The 21869-nt window shown below is 71.6% G+C and carries 19 protein-coding genes; 18 read left to right on the top strand and 1 reads right to left on the bottom strand.

Annotation, left to right across the window (positions count from 1 at the left end; genetic code table 11):
- Positions 1–13 precede the first annotated feature (13 nt).
- Entirely contained in the window at positions 14–607 is a 594-nt protein-coding gene (locus tag ACIRST_RS34850) for a hypothetical protein (protein WP_402807537.1), read from the bottom strand.
- Between the two features lie 190 nt (positions 608–797).
- Here ACIRST_RS34850 and ACIRST_RS34855 point away from each other — a divergent pair, with 190 nt between their 5' ends.
- The 18 genes from ACIRST_RS34855 to ACIRST_RS34940 all read left to right on the top strand — a co-directional run bounded on the left by ACIRST_RS34855 (position 798) and on the right by ACIRST_RS34940 (position 21717).
- Entirely contained in the window at positions 798–1862 is a 1065-nt protein-coding gene (locus tag ACIRST_RS34855; protein WP_350524934.1) for a histidine kinase, read from the top strand.
- A 103-nt stretch (positions 1863–1965) separates the two neighbouring features.
- On the top strand, positions 1966–2661 hold the full coding sequence (locus ACIRST_RS34860) for a response regulator (RefSeq protein WP_402807540.1): 696 nt from the start codon (positions 1966–1968) through the stop codon (positions 2659–2661).
- 642 nt (positions 2662–3303) lie between these two features.
- Positions 3304–3663 carry an NADH-quinone oxidoreductase subunit A gene (locus ACIRST_RS34865; protein WP_030060100.1) on the top strand — a complete coding sequence of 120 codons (360 nt, stop codon included), beginning with the start codon at positions 3304–3306 and terminating at the stop codon, positions 3661–3663.
- Positions 3664–3799: 136 nt separating this feature from the next.
- Positions 3800–4354, top strand: a complete 555-nt coding sequence (locus tag ACIRST_RS34870) for an NADH-quinone oxidoreductase subunit B family protein (protein ID WP_350524936.1) — start codon at positions 3800–3802, stop codon at positions 4352–4354.
- Entirely contained in the window at positions 4351–5064 is a 714-nt protein-coding gene (locus ACIRST_RS34875; RefSeq protein ID WP_350524937.1) for an NADH-quinone oxidoreductase subunit C, read from the top strand. The genes ACIRST_RS34870 and ACIRST_RS34875 overlap by 4 nt, the downstream gene beginning before the upstream one ends.
- Positions 5064–6416: an NADH-quinone oxidoreductase subunit D gene (locus ACIRST_RS34880; RefSeq protein ID WP_350524938.1), complete on the top strand. Its 1353-nt coding sequence runs from the start codon at positions 5064–5066 to the stop codon at positions 6414–6416. The genes ACIRST_RS34875 and ACIRST_RS34880 overlap by 1 nt, the downstream gene beginning before the upstream one ends.
- A 17-nt stretch (positions 6417–6433) precedes the next feature.
- Positions 6434–7300, top strand: a complete 867-nt coding sequence (gene nuoE, locus ACIRST_RS34885; protein WP_402807581.1) for an NADH-quinone oxidoreductase subunit NuoE — start codon at positions 6434–6436, stop codon at positions 7298–7300.
- Entirely contained in the window at positions 7300–8661 is a 1362-nt protein-coding gene (gene nuoF, locus ACIRST_RS34890; RefSeq protein WP_350524939.1) for an NADH-quinone oxidoreductase subunit NuoF, read from the top strand. The genes nuoE and nuoF overlap by 1 nt, the downstream gene beginning before the upstream one ends.
- Positions 8658–11177, top strand: a complete 2520-nt coding sequence (locus ACIRST_RS34895; RefSeq protein WP_402807545.1) for an NADH-quinone oxidoreductase subunit G — start codon at positions 8658–8660, stop codon at positions 11175–11177. The genes nuoF and ACIRST_RS34895 overlap by 4 nt, the downstream gene beginning before the upstream one ends.
- Complete coding sequence (gene nuoH / locus ACIRST_RS34900) at positions 11174–12502, top strand: NADH-quinone oxidoreductase subunit NuoH (protein WP_350524941.1); 1329 nt, start codon at positions 11174–11176, stop codon at positions 12500–12502. Before ACIRST_RS34895 ends, nuoH begins: the two co-directional genes overlap by 4 nt.
- A 6-nt stretch (positions 12503–12508) precedes the next feature.
- Positions 12509–13129 (top strand): NADH-quinone oxidoreductase subunit NuoI, encoded by a 621-nt coding sequence (gene nuoI, locus ACIRST_RS34905; protein WP_396552216.1) that lies wholly within the window; start codon positions 12509–12511, stop codon positions 13127–13129.
- Complete coding sequence (locus ACIRST_RS34910) at positions 13129–14040, top strand: NADH-quinone oxidoreductase subunit J (protein ID WP_402807584.1); 912 nt, start codon at positions 13129–13131, stop codon at positions 14038–14040. The genes nuoI and ACIRST_RS34910 overlap by 1 nt, the downstream gene beginning before the upstream one ends.
- A complete protein-coding gene (gene nuoK / locus ACIRST_RS34915) occupies positions 14037–14336 on the top strand; it encodes an NADH-quinone oxidoreductase subunit NuoK (RefSeq protein WP_030235394.1) in 300 nt (99 codons plus the stop codon). Before ACIRST_RS34910 ends, nuoK begins: the two co-directional genes overlap by 4 nt.
- 13 nt (positions 14337–14349) lie before the next feature.
- The gene (gene nuoL, locus ACIRST_RS34920) at positions 14350–16245 is read left to right on the top strand and encodes an NADH-quinone oxidoreductase subunit L (RefSeq protein ID WP_402807549.1); all 1896 of its coding nucleotides are present in this window, start codon (positions 14350–14352) and stop codon (positions 16243–16245) included.
- A gap of 37 nt (positions 16246–16282) precedes the next feature.
- Entirely contained in the window at positions 16283–17950 is a 1668-nt protein-coding gene (locus ACIRST_RS34925) for an NADH-quinone oxidoreductase subunit M (protein WP_402807550.1), read from the top strand.
- Positions 17947–19584, top strand: coding sequence for an NADH-quinone oxidoreductase subunit NuoN (gene nuoN / locus ACIRST_RS34930; RefSeq protein ID WP_396552213.1), 1638 nt, complete (start codon positions 17947–17949; stop codon positions 19582–19584). Before ACIRST_RS34925 ends, nuoN begins: the two co-directional genes overlap by 4 nt.
- 311 nt (positions 19585–19895) lie before the next feature.
- A complete protein-coding gene (locus ACIRST_RS34935; protein ID WP_350524946.1) occupies positions 19896–20906 on the top strand; it encodes a polyprenyl synthetase family protein in 1011 nt (336 codons plus the stop codon).
- 148 nt (positions 20907–21054) lie between these two features.
- A complete protein-coding gene (locus ACIRST_RS34940) occupies positions 21055–21717 on the top strand; it encodes a response regulator transcription factor (RefSeq protein ID WP_350524947.1) in 663 nt (220 codons plus the stop codon).
- Positions 21718–21869 lie beyond the last annotated feature (152 nt).

A 21869-nucleotide genomic window follows, 5' to 3' on the forward strand; every position in this document is an offset into this window, starting at 1 on the left:
TCCGTCGTCGTGGTCACCGGCGCCGCCACAGCGTCCGCCGGGCGTAGTCGACGGTGACCGCGCCCAGCAGCGGGCCCCAGAGCACCAGGGGTGCGTAGGCGGCGGTCATCACCAGGGCGGCGAGGCCGCGCGGCGAATCCGGCTCGGCCAGGTTCGCGGCCCAGCGGCCGAACAGCCCTTCCATCCCGAGGACGGTGAGTATCGCCGAGCCCAGCAGCGCCGGGACGATCGCGGCGAGCGGGCGGACCCGGCGGCCGCCGATCAGCGGGATCCACCGCGGAACCACCCGCCCCCAGGGCCGGACCAGGCCGAGGGTCAGGAAGGCCAGCGCCTCCGTCAGGGCGCTCAGCACCACGCAGTAGACGGTGCCCCACCCCGGCTGGTGCTCGTTGTAGGCCGCGGCCGTGGCGCCGGTGAAGCCGACCGGGACGCCGAAGCCGAAGACGATCCGCCACACCCCCGAGGGGACGGTGCTCAGGGCCGCGGCCTTGGCGGCGAGCTCGGCCCAGCGCGCTGCGGGCGGGACGTCCGGGACGGCCGCACCAGCCGTGCCGACCGCGTGGGGGCGGTGGGCGGTGGTGCGGGCGTTGATCATGAGCCTGGACATCGTGGACTCCCTTCCGGTCCGGCCCCTCGGCCGGTGCGATGACTCAAGACTGGAGGTCCGCGAGGGGTTCACGGCAGTGCCGATCGGGCTGTTCCTGCTGCTCAACCGGCGTGCGAAATATGCCGATCGGCACAGGCGGACCGCCCGGACCGCGTCGTAATGTGACAGCAGTCGAAGAGAGGCGGTGACGATGACTCAGATCCTGTCGCTGGTTGTCCCGGCCCTGCTGCTGCCGGCCTGGACGGTCCGCGGGCGCCGCGGGCCGGCTGCCGTGACGACCGTGCTCGGCGCGGTGTCGGCGGGGGTCTCGGTCGCCGTCCGGTTCGCCGGCCCCTGGACGGAGGCGGACCGCTGGACCGGGCTGGTCGGTCTCGTCGAACTGGCGGCCCTGCTGCTGGCGGTGGTCCTCAGCCTGCGCGCCGGGGACGGCCCCCGGGTCGCGGCGGCGGCCTGGACGGCGTGCGGGGCGGTCGCGCTCTGGCCGTCCCGGTTCGACGGGCCCGTCGACGCGCTCACGCTCTTCGGGTTCGGATCGATGCTGTCCCTGCCGACCGTGCTGATCGGGCTCTACCTGCGGGGTCTGGACGACGGCCGGGCCCGCGCGGTGGCCGAGGCCAGGCGTGCCCAGCGCCTCGAACTGGCCCACGACCTGCACGACTTCGTGGCGCACGACGTCAGCGGCATGGTGGCCCAGGCCCAGGCCGGGGCGTACCTGGCCTCCGTCGACCCGGCGCGGTCGGCCGAGCTGTTCGAGCGGATAGAGCAGGCCGGGCAGCGGGCCCTGGCCTCGCTGGACCGGACCGTACAGCTGCTGCGCAGCGAGGAGGCGGGCGGCCGCAGTCCGCAGCCCGGCCTCGCCGAACTCGTCCGGGTGGCCGAGCAGTTCACCGCCGCGGGTGGTGCCGAAGTCCGGTTGGAGCTGCCGGAGGGGCCGGTGCCGCGCGAGGTGGAGGGCACCGTCCACCGGATCGCGGTCGAGTCCCTGACCAACGTCCGTCGGCACGCCCCGGCAGCGCGGACGGTCGAGGTCCGGGCCCGTTGCAGCGGCGGGCGGCTGGAGTTGACCGTGACCAACGACGGCGGGGCGCCGGCCCCCGGCGGGCGTCCGCGCCGGGGCGGCGGGAGCGGGCTCCCGGGGCTCGCGGCCCGGGTGGAGGCACTCGGCGGCTCGCTGGAAGCCGGTCCGTACGAGCGGGAAGGCTGGCGGGTGACGGCGGTGCTGCCGCTGGAGGCGGTCGCCGTCGGGCGGCAGTGACCCGGCCGTAGGGGCAGCCTGGACAGGGCCGGCCCAGGCCACCGCGGTCCGGGTCGGAACGATCACAGAGGCCGACACGGGTCGGCACGGGGGAGGTACAGGGATGGGTAGCGGCACGGGGTCGGTCCGGATCCTGATCGCGGACGACCAGGCGGACGTCCGCAGTGCGTTCCGGATGATCCTGGACGCGCAGCCGGACATGACGGTGGTGGCCGAGGCGGCGGACGGTGCCGCGGCGGTGGCAGAGGCGAGGAGGCTGCGGCCGGACGTGGTGCTCGCGGACATCCGGATGCCGAAGCTCGACGGCCTGGAGGTCACCCGGCAACTGTCCGGCCAGTGCAAGGTGATCGTGGTGACCACCTTTGACCTGGACGAATACGTGCACACGGCGCTGCGGCACGGTGCGGCCGGGTTCCTGTTGAAGCGCTCGGGGCCGGTGCTGCTGATCGAGGCGATCCGGGCGGCGGTGGCCGGGGACGCGTTGATCAGCCCGCAGGTCACCGTTCGGCTCCTGCGGCACATGGCGCTTCCCGGGACGGAGCCGAAGGCTGGGTCGGGCGCGGGCGCGGCAGCGGCGGGGTCGCTGACAGCCGCACCGACGGAGGAACTGACCGCGCGGGAGCGGGAGATCGCCGAGCAGGTGGCGGACGGGGCGACCAACGCCGAGATCGGTGCCGGGCTGTTCATCTCACCGGGAACGGTGAAGAACCACCTCGCCAGCATCCAGCGCAAGCTCGGTGCCCGTAACCGGGTGGGCATCGCGGCCTGGGTGTGGGAGCAGGCAGCCGGCAACCGGTAACCGGGCCCCCAGCCCCAGCCCCCGCCCCGAGCCCCCCGGCCCCCGCCCCCAGCCCCAGCCCTCGTCCCCCCCCGCTCCCAGCCCAGCCCCGGAGGAAGTAGCCCCCCGAGGCGGAGGCCGCACGGAAGCGGCCCCGACCCCGCCCTCCCCTTCCTCCGGCGTGCCCGCGAGCACGCGTGCCAGAGCAGAGAAAACCCCGTCCGACGCCGACCTCGCGCGCTTGTGAACGAAGGGTCAAGCGAGCGTTCGGGCCCCCGCCACCCCTGCGAGTGAGCTGCAATAACACGTCAACATGACGCCCGGAAATTTGCCTGGCTCGACGCATAGTTGATATAGGAACGCGCCCCTGACCAGCCGCTTCACAAGTAAATGCGACTGGTTGTGATCATTTGACTCCTTTGCGTTGACAAATCTGGGCATGTTCACATTCGCCACCATTCACATGGTGTCGTAGATCACAAAGATCGCGGTGAACTGCGTGTCGCAGATCACAAGCCGACGGGCATAGGATGCGCTCGTTCCAGGCTTTGTGAACTGCCTCACATGAGGTGGATCCCGGGAACCGGAAGGCGGGTTCACCTGAGCGTGACCCGCCGGTTCCGATCTGCAGTCAAGGACGACTGGACGGAGGGAGCGGGGGCTATGAATGCCTACGCGCCGATCCTCGTACTCGGTGCCATCGCGGCGGCGTTCGCGGTCGGCTCCGTCGTGATGGCCTCACTCACCGGCCCCAAGCGCTACAACCGGGCCAAGTTGGAGGCGTACGAGTGCGGCATCGAGCCGACCCCGCAGCCCGTGGGCGGCGGTCGGTTCCCGATCAAGTACTACCTGACGGCGATGCTCTTCATCGTCTTCGACATCGAGATCGTCTTCCTCTACCCCTGGGCGGTGACCTTCGACGCCCTGGGGATCTTCGGCTTGGTCGAGATGCTGCTCTTCATCGCCACCGTCTTCGTCGCGTACGCCTACGTCTGGCGCCGCGGCGGCCTGGAGTGGGACTGAGCCCGGCGGGGCCGACCGACTCCCGGAGCGGGACTGAGCGGACTGAGCGCGGGGTGGCCGCCGCCCTTGTGAACGAGCGGACAAGCCCGAACGGGCCGGACGTACCAGAGGACTTGAGGGCATTGAGAGGGATCTGATGGGAATCGAGGAGAAGCTGCCGAGCGGCTTTCTGCTCACGACCGTGGAGACGGCCGCCGGCTGGGTGCGCAAGGCGTCACTCTTCCCGGCCACCTTCGGTCTGGCCTGCTGCGCGATCGAGATGATGACCACCGGGGCCGGCCGCTACGACCTGGCCCGGTTCGGCATGGAGGTCTTCCGGGGCTCCCCCCGGCAGGCCGATCTGATGATCGTGGCGGGCCGGGTGAGCCAGAAGATGGCACCGGTGCTGCGCCAGGTGTACGACCAGATGCCCAACCCCAAGTGGGTGATCTCGATGGGCGTCTGCGCCTCCTCCGGCGGGATGTTCAACAACTACGCGATCGTGCAGGGCGTCGACCACATCGTCCCGGTGGACATCTACCTGCCCGGGTGTCCGCCCCGTCCGGAGATGCTGATGGACGCGATCCTGAAGCTGCACGACAAGATCCAGCACGAGCCGCTGGGCGTGAACCGTCGCCGGGCCGAGGAGCTCGGCGAGGCGCTCGCCCTGCAGGCCACCCCGATCAGCGAGATGCGGGGGGAGCTGCGATGAACGAGCAGGTACCCGAGACCCGCCGCGAGCAGCCGGTCCGCGAGATCCCGGTCGAGGTGGTCGGCCGCCGCCAGGGCATGTTCGGAGCGAAGGGCAGCGGCGACACCTCCGGGTTCGGCGGTCTGGCGGCCCCGATCGTGCTGCCCGGTCCGAGCGAACGCCCGTACGGCGGCTGGTTCGACGAGGTCGCCGACGAGCTGGAGGGCGCCCTGGAGGAGCAGGGCCTGGACCCGGCCGAGGTGATCGAGAAGACCGTGGTCGACCGCGGCGAACTCACCTTCCAGGTCGACCGCGAGCACCTGCTGAGGACCGTCCGCCTCCTGCGCGACGACCCGGCGCTGCGCTTCGAGCTGTGCCTGGGGGTGAGCGGAGTCCACTACCCCGGAGACAAGGGGCGCGAGCTGCACGCGGTCTACCACCTGCGCTCGATCACCCACGGCCGGCTGATCCGGCTGGAGGTCACCGCGCCGGACGCCGATCCGCGCATCCCCTCCGTGGTGAGCGTCTACCCGACCAACGACTGGCACGAGCGCGAGGCCTACGACTTCTTCGGCCTGGTCTTCGACGGCCACCCGGCGCTCACCCGGATCATGATGCCGGACGACTGGCTGGGCCACCCGCAGCGCAAGGACTACCCGCTCGGCGGCATCCCCGTCGAGTACAAGGGCGCCCAGATCCCGGCTCCCGACCAGCGGAGGTCGTACAGCTGATGGACACTCAGCACCACGAAGAGGCCCGCGGCGAAGCCGCGGAGGCGGACGCCCGCGAGACCACCGAGGGCCGGGTCTTCACCGTCACCGGCGGCGACTGGGGCGAGGTGGTCGAGGCGGTCGGCCGGGCCGACGACGAGCGCATCATCGTCAACATGGGCCCCCAGCACCCGTCGACCCACGGCGTGCTCCGGCTGATCCTGGAGATCGACGGCGAGACGGTGAAGGAGGCCCGCTGCGGCATCGGCTACCTCCACACCGGCATCGAGAAGAACATGGAGTTCCGCAGCTGGGTCCAGGGCACCACCTTCGTGACCCGCATGGACTACCTGACCCCGCTGTTCAACGAGACCGCCTACTGCCTGGCGGTCGAGAAGCTGCTCGGCATCACCGACGACGTCCCGGACCGGGCCAACGTCATCCGCGTGATGATGATGGAGCTCAACCGGATCGCCTCCCACCTGGTCTGCCTGGCCACCGGCGGCATGGAGATCGGCTCCACGACCCTGATGATCTACGGCTTCCGGGACCGCGAGCTGATCCTGGACGTCTTCGAGCTGGTCACCGGCCTGCGCATGAACCACGCGTACGTGCGCCCCGGCGGCCTCGCCCAGGACCTGCCGCCCGGTGCCGTCGACCAGATCCGCGAGGCGGTCAAGGTCTTCCGCTCCCGGATGCACGAGTACGACAAGCTGGCCACCGGCAACCCGGTGTTCAAGGCCCGCCTGGTCGACGTCGGCTTCCTGGACCTGCCCGGCTGCCTCGCCCTCGGCGCCACCGGCCCGATCCTGCGCGCCACCGGCCTGCCGCACGACCTGCGCAAGACCGACCCGTACTGCGGTTACGAGGACTACGACTTCGAGGTCGCGATCGCGGACAGCGCCGACTCCTACGGCCGCTTCCTGATCCGGCTGGAGGAGATGAAGCAGTCGCTGCGGATCGTCGAGCAGTGCCTGGACCGGCTGCGCCCGGGCCCGGTCATGGTGGCCGACAAGAAGATCGCCTGGCCCGCCCAACTGGCGGTCGGGCCGGACGGGATGGGCAACTCCCTCGACCACATCCGCAAGATCATGGGCACCTCGATGGAGGCCCTGATCCACCACTTCAAGCTGGTCACCGAGGGCTTCCGGGTCCCGGTCGGCCAGGCGTACGCGGCGGTCGAGTCGCCCAAGGGCGAGCTGGGCGTGCACGTGGTCAGCGACGGCGGTACGCGCCCGTACCGGGTCCACTTCCGGGACCCGTCGTTCACCAATCTGCAGACGATGGCGGCGATGTGCGAGGGCGGCCAGGTGGCCGACGTGATCGTCGCGGTGGCCGGGATCGACCCGGTGATGGGAGGCGTGGACCGGTGACCAACGTCGAACTCGGACTGCCGGCGCTGCCGGCCGCACCGTACCCCGAGGAGGTGCGTGCCCGGCTGGCCTCCGATGCCGCCGAACTGATCGCCCGCTACCCGCAGCCCCGCTCGGCGCTGCTGCCGCTGCTGCACCTGGTGCAGGCCGAGGAGGGCTTCGTCAGCCCGACGGGCATCCGGTTCTGCGCCGAGCAGCTGGACCTCACCACCGCGGAGGTCACCGCCGTCGCGACCTTCTACACCATGTACCGGCGCCGCCCGGCCGGGAAGTACCACGTCGGGGTCTGCACCAACACCCTGTGCGCGGTGCTCGGCGGTGACCAGATCTTCGACGAGCTGCAGGAACACCTGGGCATCCGCAACAACGAGACCACCGAGGACGGCGAGGTCTCGATCGAGCACATCGAGTGCAACGCGGCCTGCGACTACGCGCCCGTGGTGATGGTCAACTGGGAGTTCTTCGACAACCAGACCCCGGAGAGCGCCCGGCAGCTGGTCGACGACCTCCGGGCCGGCCGCGAGGTCAGGCCCACCCGCGGTGCCCGGCTGTGCGGCTTCAAGGAGACCGCCCGGATCCTGGCCGGCTTCCCGGACGAGCGCCCGGGCGCCAACGACGAGTCCGGCGCCGGCGGCGCGCCCTCCCTGGCCGGACTCCGGCTGGCCCGCGGCGAGGCCCTGCCCGGCACCCCCGGTGCCAGGGTCGTCTCCCCCCGCAACGAGCCGCCCCGCAACGAGCCACCCCGGACCGGCTCCGCCACGGAGGCCCCCCGCAACGAGCCGCCCCGCACAGGAGCAGCCACCACCGAGTCCCCCCGCAACGAGTCCGCCACCACGGAGTCGCCCCGCACCGAGGGCACCGGCCAGGAAGGGAGCGAGGCGTGATGACCTCCGCCGAGCCGGCCGAGAAGCTGCTCACCCCCGTCCTGTCCGACTCCTGGGACGACAGCCGCCCCTGGACGCTGGACACCTACCGCCGCCACCACGGCTACGAGGGCCTCAAGGCGGCCCTCGCCATGCCCCCGGACGACGTGATCGCCCTGGTCAAGGACGCCGGCCTGCGCGGCCGCGGCGGCGCCGGCTTCCCCACCGGCATGAAGTGGCAGTTCATCCCGCAGAACGACGGCAAGCCGCACTACCTGGTGGTCAACGCGGACGAGTCCGAGCCGGGCACCTGCAAGGACATCCCGCTGCTGTTCGCCAACCCGCACTCCCTCATCGAGGGAATGATCATCGCCTCCTACGCGATCCGCTGCGACCACGCCTTCATCTACCTGCGCGGCGAGGTCGTCCCGGTGCTGCGCCGGCTGCACGAGGCCGTCGCCGAGGCGTACCGGGCGGGCCTGCTCGGCCGGAACATCCTCGGCTCCGGCACCGACCTGGACATCACCGTGCACGCCGGTGCCGGCGCGTACATCTGCGGCGAGGAGACGGCACTGCTGGACTCGCTGGAGGGCCGCCGCGGCCAGCCCAGGCTGCGGCCCCCGTTCCCGGCGATCGCCGGCCTCTACGCCTGCCCGACGGTGGTCAACAACGTCGAGTCGATCGCCTCGGTGCCGCCGATCCTGGCCCGCGGCAAGGAGTGGTTCAGGGGCCTGGGCACCGAGAAGTCCCCCGGCTTCACGCTCTACTCGCTCTCCGGCCACGTCACCAACCCCGGCCAGTACGAGGCCCCGCTGGGCATCACGCTGCGCCAGCTGCTCGACCTCAGCGGCGGCGTCCGCGCCGGGCACCGGCTGAAGTTCTGGACCCCGGGCGGCTCCTCCACCCCGATGTTCACCGACGAGCACCTCGACGTCCCGCTGGACTACGAGGGCGTCGGCGCGGCCGGCTCGATGCTCGGCACCAAGGCGCTGCAGGTCTTCGACGAGACCACCTGCGTGGTGCGGGCGGTGACCCGCTGGACGGAGTTCTACGCCCACGAGTCCTGCGGCAAGTGCACCCCCTGCCGCGAGGGCACCTACTGGCTGGTCCAGTTGCTCAAGCGGATCGAGGCGGGCGAGGGCGTCGAGGGGGACCTGGAGAAGCTCCTCGACATCGCCGACAACATCAACGGCAAGTCCTTCTGCGCGCTGGGCGACGGCGCGGCCAGCCCGATCGTCTCCTCGCTCCAGCACTTCCGGGCCGAGTACGAGCAGCACCTGGCCGAGCGCCGCTGCCCGTTCGACCCGGCCGCCTCCACCGTCTGGGCCGACGGCCCCCGCCCCGGCCACCAGTCCGCCACCGAAAGGGAGGTGCACGCGTGACGATCACAGAGCCAACCGCCTCCACGGGAGACAAGCCCGCGGTCGAACTGGTCACGCTCACCATCGACGGCGTCGAAGTGCAGGTCCCCAAGGGGACGCTGGTGATCCGCGCGGCCGAGGCCGTCGGCACCCAGATCCCGCGCTTCTGCGACCACCCGCTGCTCGACCCGGCCGGCGCCTGCCGCCAGTGCATCGTCGAGGTCGAGGGCCAGCGCAAGCCGGTCGCCTCCTGCACCATCCCGGTGGCCGAGGGCATGGTGGTGCGCACCCAGCTCAGCTCGCCGGTGGCCGAGAAGGCGCAGCGCGGCGTGATGGAGCTGCTGCTGATCAACCACCCGCTGGACTGCCCGGTCTGCGACAAGGGCGGCGAGTGCCCGCTGCAGAACCAGGCGATGAGCAACGGCGCCGCGGACTCCCGCTTCGAGGGCATGAAGCGCACCTACGAGAAGCCGGTGCCGATCAGCAGCCAGGTGCTGCTGGACCGCGAACGCTGCGTGCTGTGCGCGCGCTGCACCCGCTTCTCGCAGCAGATCGCCGGCGACCCGTTCATCGACCTGGTGGAGCGCGGGGCGCTGCAGCAGGTCGGCACCGGCGAGGGGGACGACTTCGAGTCGTACTTCTCCGGGAACACCATCCAGATCTGCCCGGTGGGTGCGCTGACCTCGGCGGCCTACCGGTTCCGCTCGCGCCCCTTCGACCTGGTCTCCTCGCCGAGCGTGTGCGAGCACTGCTCGGCGGGCTGCGCGCAGCGCACCGACCACCGGCGCGGCAAGGTGCTGCGGCGGCTGGCGGGCGAGGACCCGGCGGTGAACGAGGAGTGGAACTGCGACAAGGGCCGCTTCGCCTTCCGCTACGCCCAGCAGCGGGACCGGCTGACCACCCCGATGGTGCGGGTGGACGGCGAACTGGTGCCGGTCTCCTGGCCGGAGGCGCTGGCGCGGGCCGCCGAGGGCCTGCGCGGCGCCCGGACGGGCGTGCTGACCGGCGGCCGGGTGACGGTCGAGGACGCCTACGCGTACGCCAAGTTCGCGCGGGTGGTGCTGGGCACCAACGACGTGGACTTCCGGGCCCGCCCGCACAGCGGCGAGGAGGCGGACTTCCTGGCCGCGGCGGTCGCCGGGCGCGGGGTGGACGTGGACGGCTCGGGCGTGACGTACGAGCTGCTGGAGCAGGCGCCGGCGGTGCTGCTGGCGGGCTTCGAGCCGGAGGAGGAGTCGCCGATCGTCTTCCTGCGGCTGCGCAAGGCGGTTCGCGGCCGCGGCCAGAAGGTGTTCTCGGTGGCCGCGTTCGGCTCCCGGGGTCTGGGCAAGCTGCGCGGCGCGCTGCTGCCGGCCGCGCCGGGCACCGAGCCGGAGTGGTTCGCGGCGCTGGCGGCGGACGAGCCGCTGAACGACGAGGCGGGCCGGGCGGCGGAGCTGCTGCGCGCGCCGGGTGCGGTGATCCTGGCGGGCGAGCGGCTGGCCGCCGTGCCGGGTGCGCTGACGGCGGTGCTGCGGCTGGCGCACGCGACCGGCGCGCGGCTGGCGTGGGTGCCGCGCCGGGCGGGTGAGCGCGGGGCCGTGGAGGCCGGCGCGCTGCCGGGCCTGCTGCCCGGTGGCCGTCCGGTGGCCGCGCCGGCGGCGCGGGCCGAGGCGGCCGAGGCGTGGGGGGTGGCGGAGCTGCCCTCCAAGCCGGGCCGGTCCACCGACCAGATCCTGGCGGCGGCCGCGCAGGGCGAGTTGGAGGCGCTGCTGGTCGGCGGGGTGGACCCGGACGACCTGCCGGACCCGGCGCTGGCCGACGAGGCGCTGGCGGCGGTCCCGTTCGTGGTGTCGCTGGAGCTGCGGCCCTCCGCGGTGACGGCGCGCGCGGACGTGGTGCTGCCGGTGGCGGCGGTGGCGGAGAAGGCCGGCACCTTCCTGGACTGGGAGGGCCGGGTGCGGATGTTCGAGGCGGCGCTCAAGCCGGACCAGCAGATGGGCCGTCACCTGCAGTCGGACCTGCGGGTGCTGAGCATGCTGGCGGACGTGCTGGGCCACCGGCTGGGCCTGCCCGACGTCCGGGCGGCGCGCCTGGAGCTGGACGCCTTCACCCCCTGGGAGGGCGACCGCGCGGCCGATCCCGCGGCGCACCCGGGCCTGCTGCCCCGGCCGGCCACCGGCCAGGCGGTGCTGGCGGGTTGGCGCCAGCTGCTGGACGAGGGCGTGCTGCAGCAGGGCGATCCGCACCTGGCGGGCACCCGGCACCGGGCGGTGGCCCGGATCTCCGCCGAGACGGCGAAGGAGATCGGCGCCGAGGCGGCCGCCGGGCTGCGGCTGACCGGCCCGGCCGGCTCGCTGACCCTGCCGCTGGAGGTCACCGACTCGATCCCGGACCGCACGGTCTGGATCCCGCTCGGCTCCACGCCGGGCGGCGCCCACCGCGCGCTCGGCACCACCGTCGGCCACCTGGTCACGATCGCGGCGGCCGAGGCCGGGCCCGAGCCGGCGGCGCAGGCCCCGGCCGACACGACCGCGGGCGAAGGGGAGGACCGATGACTCCGCAGCCGTACGAGACGCTCCACTTCTTCGGTCAGGACCCGTGGTGGCTGGTCCTGCTGAAGGCGGTGTTCTGCTTCGCCTTCCTGGTCCTGACGGTGCTGGTCGCGATCGTCTGGGAGCGCAAGGTGGTGGCCTGGATGCAGTTGCGCATCGGGCCGAACCGGCACGGGCCGTGGGGCCTGCTGCAGTCGCTGGCGGACGGCGTGAAGCTGGCGCTGAAGGAAGACCTGGTGGTCAAGGGCTCGGACAAGGTGGTCTACATCCTGGCCCCGATCGTCTGTGCCATCCCGGCCTTCATGGCCTTCGCGGTGATCCCGTTCGGTCCGGCCAACGACGAGGTGTCGATCTTCGGCACCAGGACGCCGCTGCAGCTGACCGACTTCCCGGTGGCGCTGCTGTACATCCTGGCGACGGCCTCGGTGGGCATCTACGGCATCGTGCTGGCCGGCTGGTCCTCCGGTTCGACGTACCCGCTGCTGGGCGGGCTGCGCTCGTCCGCGCAGATGATCAGCTACGAGATCGCGATGGGCCTGTCCTTCGCGGCGGTGTTCATCTACTCGGGTTCGATGTCGACCTCGGAGATCGTGGCGCACCAGCAGCCGACGTGGTTCGCGGCGCTGCTGCCGGTGTCCTTCATCGTCTACGTCATCGCGATGGTCGGGGAGACCAACCGGGCGCCGTTCGACCTCCCGGAGGCCGAGGGCGAGCTGGTCGGCGGCTTCAACACCGAGTACTCCTCGCTGAAGTTCGCGATGTTCATGCTGGCCGAGTACGTGAACATGGTGACGGTCTCGGCGGTCGCCTCGACCCTCTTCCTGGGCGGCTGGCGGGCCCCGTGGCCGGTGTCGACCTTCTGGGAGGGTGCCAACCACGGCTGGTGGCCGATGCTGTGGATCACGCTGAAGATCCAGCTGCTGCTGTTCTTCTTCATCTGGCTGCGCGGCACGTTGCCCCGGTTCCGCTACGACCAGTTCATGAAGCTGGGCTGGAAGGTGCTGATCCCGGTCTCGCTGGTGTGGCTGGTGCTGATCGCGAGCGTGCGGGCCCTGCGCAACGAGGGCTACGACTTCGGCGAGGTGGTGCTGTACGTGGGCGCCCCGGTCGGGGCGGTGCTGCTGCTGGCGCTGCTGCGGGACTTCCTGCGGAAGCAGCCGGAGGCCGAGGAGACGCCCCCGGAGGGGCAGTTCGACCCGATGGCGGGCGGCTACCCGGTCCCGCCGCTGCCCGGCCAGGAGCTTCCGCCGGTGCCGCGCAGGCGCAGCCGCGCCCCGAAGCAACTCCAGGACGCCCTCAACGGCGCCGACCATTCCGAAGGGAGCTGAACCGAGATGTCGTCCGACCAGTCCGGTCCTTCCGACCGTACGGACCGGCCCGAGCGGGCCGACCGGCCGTCGATCCTCGGCCCGGCCGCCGGCTTCGGCGTGACCTTCAAGGCCATGTTCAAGAAGCGGCTCACCGAGCAGTACCCGGAGCAGAAGAAGCCCACCGCTCCGCGCTTCCACGGCCGCCACCAGCTGAACCGGCACCCGGACGGCCTGGAGAAGTGCGTCGGCTGCGAGCTGTGCGCGTGGGCGTGCCCGGCCGACGCGATCTACGTGGAGGGCGCGGACAACCGGGACGAGGAGCGCTACTCGCCGGGCGAGCGCTACGGCGCGGTGTACCAGATCAACTACGCCCGCTGCATCCTGTGCGGGCTGTGCATCGAGGCCTGCCCGACCCGCGCGCTCACCATGACCAACGAGTACGAGCTGGCCGACTCCTCGCGGCGGGACCTGATCTTCACCAAGGAGCAGCTGCTGGTGGGCCTGTCCGAGGGCATGGTCGACACCCCGCACGCGATCTTCCCGGGCGCCGACGAGGGCGCGTACTACCGGGGCGAGATCACCGCGGCCGCGCCGGGCACGGTGCAGCAGGAGCGCACCGACCGGGAGAAGGAGGCGCAGCAGTGATCGGACAACTCGCAGCCGCCACCGGGACGACCTCCACCGGCGAGGCCGTCCAGTTCTGGGTGCTCGCGGTGGTCGCGGTCGGCGGCGCGCTCGGCATGCTGCTGATGCGCAAGGCCGTGCACAGCGCGCTGTGCCTGGCGGCCACCATGATGGCGCTGGCGGTCTGTTACATGGCCCAGGGGGCGGTGTTCCTGGGCGTGGTGCAGATCGTGGTCTACACCGGCGCGATCATGATGCTGTTCCTGTTCGTGGTGATGCTGGTCGGCGTCACCAGCGAGGACTCCCTGAAGGAGCAGCTGAAGGGCCAGCGGTTCGCGGCGGTGCTGTGCGGGCTGGGCTTCGGCGTGCTGCTGATCGCCGGGATCGCCAATGCGAAGCTGGACCACTTCACCGGGCTGTCCGAGGCGAACGCCGAGGGCAACGTGCCGGGCCTGGCCCGGCTGATCTTCACCCGCTACGTGTGGGCCTTCGAGGTCACCGGTGCGCTGCTGATCACCGCGGCGATCGGCGCGATGGTGCTGACCCACCGCGAGCACGTGAAGGCGCCGAAGACCCAGCGCGAGCTGGCGGCGCAGCGGGTCAAGGACAACATCCAGTTGCCGCCGATGCCGGCGCCGGGCGTGTACGCCCGGCACAACGCGGTGGACGTGCCGGGTCTGCTGCCGGACGGCACGGTGGCCGAGGACTCGGTGATGGCGACGCTGCGCGAGCGCGGCCAGATCCGGGACGTCAGCCAGGCGATGCTGCACCGGATGGCGGAGCTGGAGAACAGCACGGCGGACTGGCTGGGCCGTCCGTCCTCCGAGCGGCCGGCGGTGTCCGGTCCGCGCAAGTCCCTGGAGCCGGCGAACGCCCACAACGGCAACAACGGCAACAACGCCACCGGGGCGGACGAGGAGGGAGCGCGGTGAATCCGGTCAACTACCTCTACCTGTCGGCCCTGTTGTTCACCATCGGCGCGTCCGGGGTGCTGATCCGGCGCAACGCGATCGTGCTGTTCATGTGCGTGGAGCTGATGCTGAACGCCTCGAACCTGGCGCTGGTGACCTTCTCCCGGATGCACGGGACCCTGGACGGTCAGATCATCGCGTTCTTCACGATGGTGGTCGCGGCTGCCGAGGTCGTGGTCGGCCTCGCCATCATCGTCTCCATCTTCCGGACCAGGCACTCCGCTTCGGTCGACGACAGCAACCTGATGAAGCTGTAGGCGGAGGGCCTCGGTGAACTCTCTCATTCCGCTGCTGGTGGCGGCTCCACTGGCCGGTGCCGTCCTGCTGCTGCTCGGCGGCAGGGCGCTGGACCGCTTCGGCCACTGGCTGGCCACCGCGCTCGCCGCGCTCCCGTTCGGCCTCGGCCTGGCGCTCCTCTCGGACATGCTCGGCCGCGACGCCGAGCACCGCACGCTCACCAAGTACCTGTTCACCTGGATCCAGGTGGACGGCTTCCGGGCCGACATGGCCTTCCGGCTCGACCAGCTGTCGATGACCTTCGTCCTGCTGATCACCGGCGTCGGCACGCTGATCCACGTCTACTCGGTCGGCTACATGGCGCACGACGAGCGACGGCGCCGCTTCTTCGCCTACCTGAACCTCTTCCTGGCGGCCATGCTGCTGCTGGTGCTCGCCGACAACTACCTGCTGCTGTACTTCGGTTGGGAGGGCGTGGGCCTGGCCTCGTACCTGCTGATCGGCTTCTGGCAGCACAAGCCGAGCGCGGCGACGGCGGCGAAGAAGGCCTTCATCGTCAACCGGGTCGGCGACATGGGCCTGTCCATCGCGATCATGCTGATGTTCGCCGAGTTCGGCTCCTTCGCCTTCGGCCCGGTCTTCGCCGGCGCCCCCGGGGCGAGCGAGGGCAAGCTGACGGCGATCGGCCTGATGCTGCTGCTGGCGGCCTGCGGCAAGTCGGCCCAGGTGCCGCTGCAGTCCTGGCTCGGGGACGCCATGGAGGGTCCGACCCCGGTCTCGGCGCTGATCCACGCGGCCACCATGGTGACCGCCGGCGTCTACCTGATCACCCGCTCCTCGGCGATCTTCGACCTGGCGCCGGACGCCCAGACCGCCGTGGTGGTGGTCGGCACGGTCACGCTGCTGTTCGGTGCGATCGTCGGTTGCGCCAAGGACGACATCAAGAAGGCGCTGGCCGGCTCGACCATGTCGCAGATCGGCTACATGGTGCTGGCGGCCGGGCTCGGCCCGATCGGCTACGTCTTCGCGATCATGCACCTGGTGACCCACGGCTTCTTCAAGGCCGGACTGTTCCTCGGCGCCGGGTCGGTCATGCACGGCATGGACGACGAGGTGAACATGCGTCACTACGGCGGCCTGCGGAAGTACATGCCGGTCACCTTCGCCACCTTCGGCCTCGGCTACCTGGCGATCATCGGCTTCCCGGGCCTGTCCGGCTTCTTCTCCAAGGACAAGATCATCGAGGCGGCCTTCGCCAAGGGCGGCACCGAGGGCTGGATCCTCGGCCTGTGCGCACTGGTCGGCGCCGCCGTCACCGCGTTCTACATGACGCGGGTGATGCTGCTGACCTTCTTCGGCGAGAAGCGCTGGAAGTCCGACGCCGAGGGCAACGCCCCGCACCCGCACGAGTCGCCGAAGATCATGACGCTCCCGATGGTCCTGCTGGCCTTCGGCTCGGTCTTCGCGGGCGGGCTGTTCGCCTACAACGAGTCCTTCCTGAAGTGGCTGGAACCGGTCACCGGGTACAGCGAGGGCGACTCGCCGCTCACCGCGACGGTCGTCACCGCGCTGACCACGGTCTGCATGCTGGCCGGCGTCGGCCTCGCGTACCTGATGTACGGGCGCTCGCCCGTTCCGGTGGTCCCGCCGGTCGGCTCCCCGCTCACCCGGGCCGCCCGCCGCGACCTGCTGCAGGACGACTTCAACCACGCGGTGCTGGTGCGGCCCGGCCGGGCGCTGACCGCGACCCTGGTCTTCTTCGACAGCCGCGGCCTGGACGGCTTCGTCAACGGCCTCGCCGCCGCGATCGGGGGCCTGTCCGGCCGGCTGCGGCGGATCCAGAACGGCTTCGTCCGCTCGTACGCGCTCTCCATGTTCGGCGGCACGCTGGTGCTGGTCGCCACGACTCTCCTGATGAGGTCCGTCTGATGACTCGTCGTCCTGATTCCCGTCGGGAGGTGGGGGCATGAGTGCCCTCCTGAGCACCACCTGTGCCGTCCCGGCGGTCGGCGCGGTGCTGACCGCCGCCCTGCCCGCCGGGTCGACCGGGGCCAGGCGCCGGACCACCAAGGCCGTCGCCCTGGGCGTCTCCGCCGTCACCCTGGCGCTGGCCGCCGTGGTGGCGACGCAGTTCGACCCGCACGGCGACCGCTACCAGCTGACCGAGTCGTACAGCTGGATCCGTTCCTTCGGGATCACCTTCTCGCTCGGCGTGGACGGCATCGGCGCCGTCCTCGCCCTGCTCACCGCCGTCCTGGTGCCGATGGTGATGCTCGCCTCCTGGCACGACGCCGACCCGCCCTCCTTGCCCGCCGACGGGCAGGAGGGGCCCGGCCCGGCCGGGCCCGACGGCACCGTCGACCCCGGCACCATCGAGGGGCGCCGCCGCACCCAGGGCTTCTTCGCCCTGGTCCTGGCGGTGGAGGCGATGGTGATCGTCTCCTTCTACGCCACCGACGTCTTCGTGTTCTACGTGTTCTTCGAAGCCATGCTGATCCCGATGTACTTCCTGATCGGCGGCTTCGGGGACCGGGCCGGCGGCCCCGAGTCGGCGCGTCAGCGCTCCTACGCGGCCGTGAAGTTCCTGCTCTACAACCTGCTCGGCGGCCTGGTGATGCTGGCCGCCGTGATCGGCTTCTACGTGATCGCGCAGGACCAGGGCTTCGGCACCTTCGACCTGCAGACCCTCACCTCGGCGATCGCCGACGGCAGGCTGCAGCTGTCCGGCACCGCCGAGAAGGCGCTGTTCCTGGGCTTCTTCTTCGCCTTCGCGGTGAAGGCCCCGCTGTGGCCGTTGCACACCTGGCTGCCGAACGCGATGGGCGAGGCCACCGCCGGCACCGCGGTGCTGATCACCGCGGTGGTGGACAAGGTCGGCACCTTCGCGATGCTGCGCTACTGCCTCGGTCTGTTCCCGCACGCCTCGAAGACCTTCGCCCCGGCGATCCTGGTCCTCTCGCTGATCGGGATCGTCTACGGCGCGCTGCTGGCGGTCGGCCAGAAGGACATCAAGCGGTTGGTCGCCTACGCCTCGATCTCCCACTTCGGCTTCATCATCATGGGCATCTTCGCCCTGACCAGCCAGGGCCAGAGCGGCGCGACCCTCTACATGGTCAACCACGGCCTCTCCACCGCCGCGTGGATGCTGGTGGCCGGCTTCCTGATCTCCCGCCGCGGCTCGCGGCTGATCGCCGACTACGGCGGCGTGCAGAAGGTCGCCCCGGTGCTCGCCGGGACCTTCCTGATCGGCAGCCTGGCGACCCTCTCGCTGCCCGGCCTCGCCCCGTTCGTCAGCGAGTTCCTGGTCCTGGTCGGCACCTTCACCCGCTACCCGGCGATCGGGATCGTCGCGACCCTCGGCATCGTGCTGGCCGCGCTGTACGCCCTGCTGCTGTACCAGCGCACCATGACCGGCCCGGTGAAGGAGGGCGTGCACGCGATCCCCGACCTCAAGGCCCGCGAACTCGCCGTGGTCGCCCCGCTGGTGGCGCTGACCGTCCTGCTCGGCGTCTACCCCAAGCCGCTCACCGACCTGGTCAACCCCTCGGTGAACGCGACGCTCTCGCAGGTCCACGAGACCGACCCGGCGCCGGCCCACCCGGTCGCCGCCACTCCAGGAGGTGAGCAGAAGTGAGCGCCACCGCAGTGCTCGCCGCCGCCGGCGGCAACACCCCCAGCATCCCGGCGCCGCACATCGAGTACGGCCAACTCTCCCCGATGCTCGTGGTGTTCGGCGCCGCCGTGGCCGGCATCCTGGTGGAGGCCTTCGTGCCCCGCCGGTACCGGCACTGGACGCAGGTGACGCTCGCGCTGACCGGGCTGGTCGGTGCCTTCGTCGCCGTGGTGGTGCTGGCCGTGCAGAGCCACGGCTTCACCCGGATCGACCTGCTGGCCATGGAGTCGGTCGCGCTGGACGGCCCGGCGCTGTTCCTGCAGGGCGTCATCCTGCTGGCGGCGGCGGTCGCGGTGCTCACCTACGCCGAGCGGAAGCTGGAGCCCAAGGCCGGCGGCCTGCCCGCCGACGCCTTCGCCGCCCAGGCCGCCGCCACCCCCGGCGGCGAGCAGGAGCGGGCCGCCGTCCGGGCGGGCTTCGCCACCAGCGAGGTCTTCCCGCTCACCATGTTCGCGGTCGGCGGCATGCTGCTCTTCCCCGCCGCCAACGACCTGCTGACCATGTTCGTGGCGCTGGAGGTCTTCTCCCTCCCGCTGTACCTGCTGTGCGCCCTGGCCCGGCGCCGCCGGCTGCTCTCCCAGGAGGCGGCGGTCAAGTACTTCCTGCTCGGCGCCTTCGCCTCGGCGTTCTTCCTGTTCGGCACGGCCCTGCTGTACGGCTACGCGGGCAGCGTCAAGCTCGGCGACATCGGCGACGTCATCTCCGGCAAGGCGATGACCACCCCCGCTCAGCTCAGCAGCACCCAGAGCGACGTGCTGGTGCTGACCGGCCTGGCGATGCTCTCGGTCGGCCTGCTGTTCAAGGTGGCCGCGGTGCCGTTCCACTCCTGGACCCCGGACGTCTACCAGGGCGCGCCGACCCCGGTGACCGGATTCATGGCGGCCGCCACCAAGGTCGCGGCCTTCGGGGCCTTCCTGCGGCTGTTCTACGTGGCCTTCCCGGGCCTGCGGCTGGACTGGCGGCCGGTGATGTGGGGCGTGGCGATCCTGACCATGGTGGTCGGCGCGGTGCTGGCGGTGACCCAGCAGGACGTGAAGCGGCTGCTGGCGTACTCCTCGATCGCGCACGCCGGGTTCATCCTGACCGGCGTGATCGCCGTCAACAAGCAGGGCATCTCCTCGGTGTTGTTCTACCTGCTGGCGTACTCCTTCGTGACGCTCGGCGCGTTCGCCGTGGTCACCCTGGTGCGCGACTCCAAGGGAGAGGCCACCCACCTGTCCAGCTGGGCCGGGCTGGGGCGGCGCTCGCCACTGGTCGCCGCGGTCTTCGCGCTGTTCCTGCTGGCCTTCGCGGGGATCCCGCTGACCTCCGGCTTCACCGGGAAGTTCGCGGTCTTCCAGGCCGCGGCGAGCGGCGGGGCGATTCCGCTGGTGATCGTCGGTGTGCTGAGCTCGGCAGTGGCCGCCTTCTTCTACATCAGGGTCATCGTGCTGATGTTCTTCTCGGACCCGCAGCCGGGCGGGCCCACGGTGGCGATCCCGAGTGCCTTCACGGCGACCGCGATCGGGGTGGGGGTGCTGGTCACGCTGGGTCTCGGCCTGCTGCCGCAGTACTTCCTCGACCTCGCGTCGAAGGCCTCCCTGTTCGTGCGCTGACCTTCCGTCGCGAACGCACCCGTCCAGGGCCCCGTCCGGGCCGCGCCCCGTTCGCGCGGCCCGGACGGGTGTTTGTCGGCACCCCGGGCCGGAGTGTTCCGGCGGTCCTCCGGCCTTTATTTCCAGCCGAATTCACCCCCACCGCCGCACGGCCCGTACAGCGGCCCTGACCAGGGAATCCAGCCGGATCATGACAGGATCCGCACGCCCGTGCAGTGATCCACTCGCGACCGGATACCCTGCCTGTATGGCCAGCGGCGGCACTCAGGGACCAGGCCGCTAGATCGACCAGGGACAGAGGAGTGGTCTTCGTGACCGTCGTGGAACCCTTCGGGCTCAGCGTGCAGGACCGCGACCTGACCCGGGACGTCCAGGCCGGACTGGACGCGGTGGAGGCGGCGCTCGGCGAGGCCGTCAAGAGCGACGTCCCCTTCATCACCGTCACCGCCAGTCACCTCCTTGAGGCCGGCGGCAAGCGCTTCCGTCCGCTGCTCCTGCTGCTGGCCGCCCAGTTCGGCGACCCCGGGGCGCCCGGCGTGGTGCCGGCCGCGGTCGTCGTCGAGCTGACCCACCTGGCCACGCTGTACCACGACGACGTCATGGACGAGGCCCCGGTGCGCCGCGGCGCCCCCAGCGCCAACTCCCGCTGGGACAACTCGGTCGCCATCCTCACCGGCGACTTCCTCTTCTCCCGTGCCTCCCAGGTGCTGGCCGACCTCGGCCCGGAGGCCGTGCGGATGCAGGCCGAGGCCTTCGAGCGGCTGGTCACCGGCCAGATCCTGGAGACCCGCGGCCCCGGCTCCGACATGGACCCGCTCCTCCACTACCTGGACGTGCTGGAGGGCAAGACCGGCTCGCTGATCGCCGTCTCCTGCCGGATAGGAGCGCTGATGGCCGGCGCCGAGCCCGCCCTCGTCGACACCCTCGGCGAGTTCGGCGAGCGGATCGGCATCGCCTTCCAGCTGGCCGACGACGTGCTCGACATCGCCAGCGACGGCCACGAGTCCGGCAAGACCCCCGGCACCGACCTGCGCGAGGGCGTGCCGACCCTGCCGACCCTGCTGCTGCAGCAGATGCCGGCCGACCCGGCGGACCCGGACGACGCCCGGCTGCGCGAACTGCTCACCCAGGACCTCTCGGACGACGTCCTGCACGCCGAGGCGCTGCGCCTGATGCGGGCCCACCCCGCGCTGGAGCGCGCCCGCGCCGAGACGCTGCGCCGCGCCGAGGAGGCCCGGGCGCTGCTCGCCCCGCTGCCGGCCTGCGCGGCGAAGGCGGCCCTGGAAGGGCTCTGCGACGCGGTGGCCATCCGCACCATGTGACGCCCCGGCCCGCCGGTCCCGCCCCCGGCCCCGGGCTCTCGGCTGTGACCGGGCCCCGGTCCCGGTGGAACCGGCCGGATCGGTGGGGCGGGCCCCGGCGATGGGGGAGACTGACTTCCGTCAGCTCACCCCTGCCGGGAAGGTCGCCATGCGTCGCGTCGTCATCGCCGAGGACTCCGTACTGCTGCGGGAGGGACTGACCCGGCTGCTCACCGACCGCGGCCTGGAGGTCGTCGCGGGCGTCGGGGACGGCGCCGCCCTGGTGAAGACCATCCACGACCTGGCCGCGGCCGACGAGCTGCCCGACGTCGTGGTCTCCGACGTCCGGATGCCCCCCACCCACACCGACGAGGGCCTGCGCGCCTGCGTCGAGCTGCGCGGGCACTACCCGCAGCTGGGCGTGCTCGTGCTGTCGCAGTTCGTGGAGGAGCGGTACGCCGCGGAGCTGCTGGCCGGATCCACGCGCGGTGTCGGCTACCTGCTGAAGGACCGGGTCGCCGAGGTGCGCGAGTTCGCCGACGCGGTGGTCAGGGTCGCCGAGGGCGGCACCGCACTGGACCCCGAGGTGGTGCAGCAGCTGCTCAGCCGCAGCCGCAAGGGGGATGTTCTGGCCAATCTCACGCCGCGCGAGCGCGAGGTGCTCGGGCTGATGGCCGAGGGCCGCACCAACGCCGCGGTGGCCAAGCAGCTGGTGGTCTCCGACGGCGCGGTGGAGAAGCACGTCAGCAACATCTTCCTCAAGCTGGGCCTGGCCCAGAGCCCGGAGGACCACCGCCGGGTGCTGGCCGTGCTGACGTACCTCAAGTCCTAGGCGCCCCGCCGCCCCGCCCCGCTCCGCCTTGCCCGCTCCCGCTCCGCCCACGCCCGGCGGGTGCCCGCTCCCGTCCGGCACCCGGGAAGGTCCGCCGGATTCGGAATGATCTCCGGCGGTCGGACGTTCTTCCCATGTGCGGTACGGGCGCG

The organism is Kitasatospora sp. NPDC101447 (genome assembly GCF_044767225.1).
Lineage (GTDB): Bacteria > Actinomycetota > Actinomycetes > Streptomycetales > Streptomycetaceae > Kitasatospora.

Excerpts from the sequence above, each read along its gene's own strand:
- ACIRST_RS34850 (WP_402807537.1), bottom strand. The coding sequence starts at position 607 with ATGTCCAGGCTCATGATCAACGCCCGCACCACCGCCCACCGCCCCCAC.
- ACIRST_RS34855 (WP_350524934.1), top strand. The coding sequence starts at position 798 with ATGACTCAGATCCTGTCGCTGGTTGTCCCGGCCCTGCTGCTGCCGGCC.
- ACIRST_RS34860 (WP_402807540.1), top strand. The coding sequence starts at position 1,966 with ATGGGTAGCGGCACGGGGTCGGTCCGGATCCTGATCGCGGACGACCAG.
- ACIRST_RS34865 (WP_030060100.1), top strand. The coding sequence starts at position 3,304 with ATGAATGCCTACGCGCCGATCCTCGTACTCGGTGCCATCGCGGCGGCG.
- ACIRST_RS34870 (WP_350524936.1), top strand. The coding sequence starts at position 3,800 with ATGGGAATCGAGGAGAAGCTGCCGAGCGGCTTTCTGCTCACGACCGTG.
- ACIRST_RS34875 (WP_350524937.1), top strand. The coding sequence starts at position 4,351 with ATGAACGAGCAGGTACCCGAGACCCGCCGCGAGCAGCCGGTCCGCGAG.
- ACIRST_RS34880 (WP_350524938.1), top strand. The coding sequence starts at position 5,064 with ATGGACACTCAGCACCACGAAGAGGCCCGCGGCGAAGCCGCGGAGGCG.
- nuoF (WP_350524939.1), top strand. The coding sequence starts at position 7,300 with ATGACCTCCGCCGAGCCGGCCGAGAAGCTGCTCACCCCCGTCCTGTCC.
- nuoH (WP_350524941.1), top strand. The coding sequence starts at position 11,174 with ATGACTCCGCAGCCGTACGAGACGCTCCACTTCTTCGGTCAGGACCCG.
- nuoI (WP_396552216.1), top strand. The coding sequence starts at position 12,509 with ATGTCGTCCGACCAGTCCGGTCCTTCCGACCGTACGGACCGGCCCGAG.
- ACIRST_RS34925 (WP_402807550.1), top strand. The coding sequence starts at position 16,283 with ATGAGTGCCCTCCTGAGCACCACCTGTGCCGTCCCGGCGGTCGGCGCG.
- ACIRST_RS34940 (WP_350524947.1), top strand. The coding sequence starts at position 21,055 with ATGCGTCGCGTCGTCATCGCCGAGGACTCCGTACTGCTGCGGGAGGGA.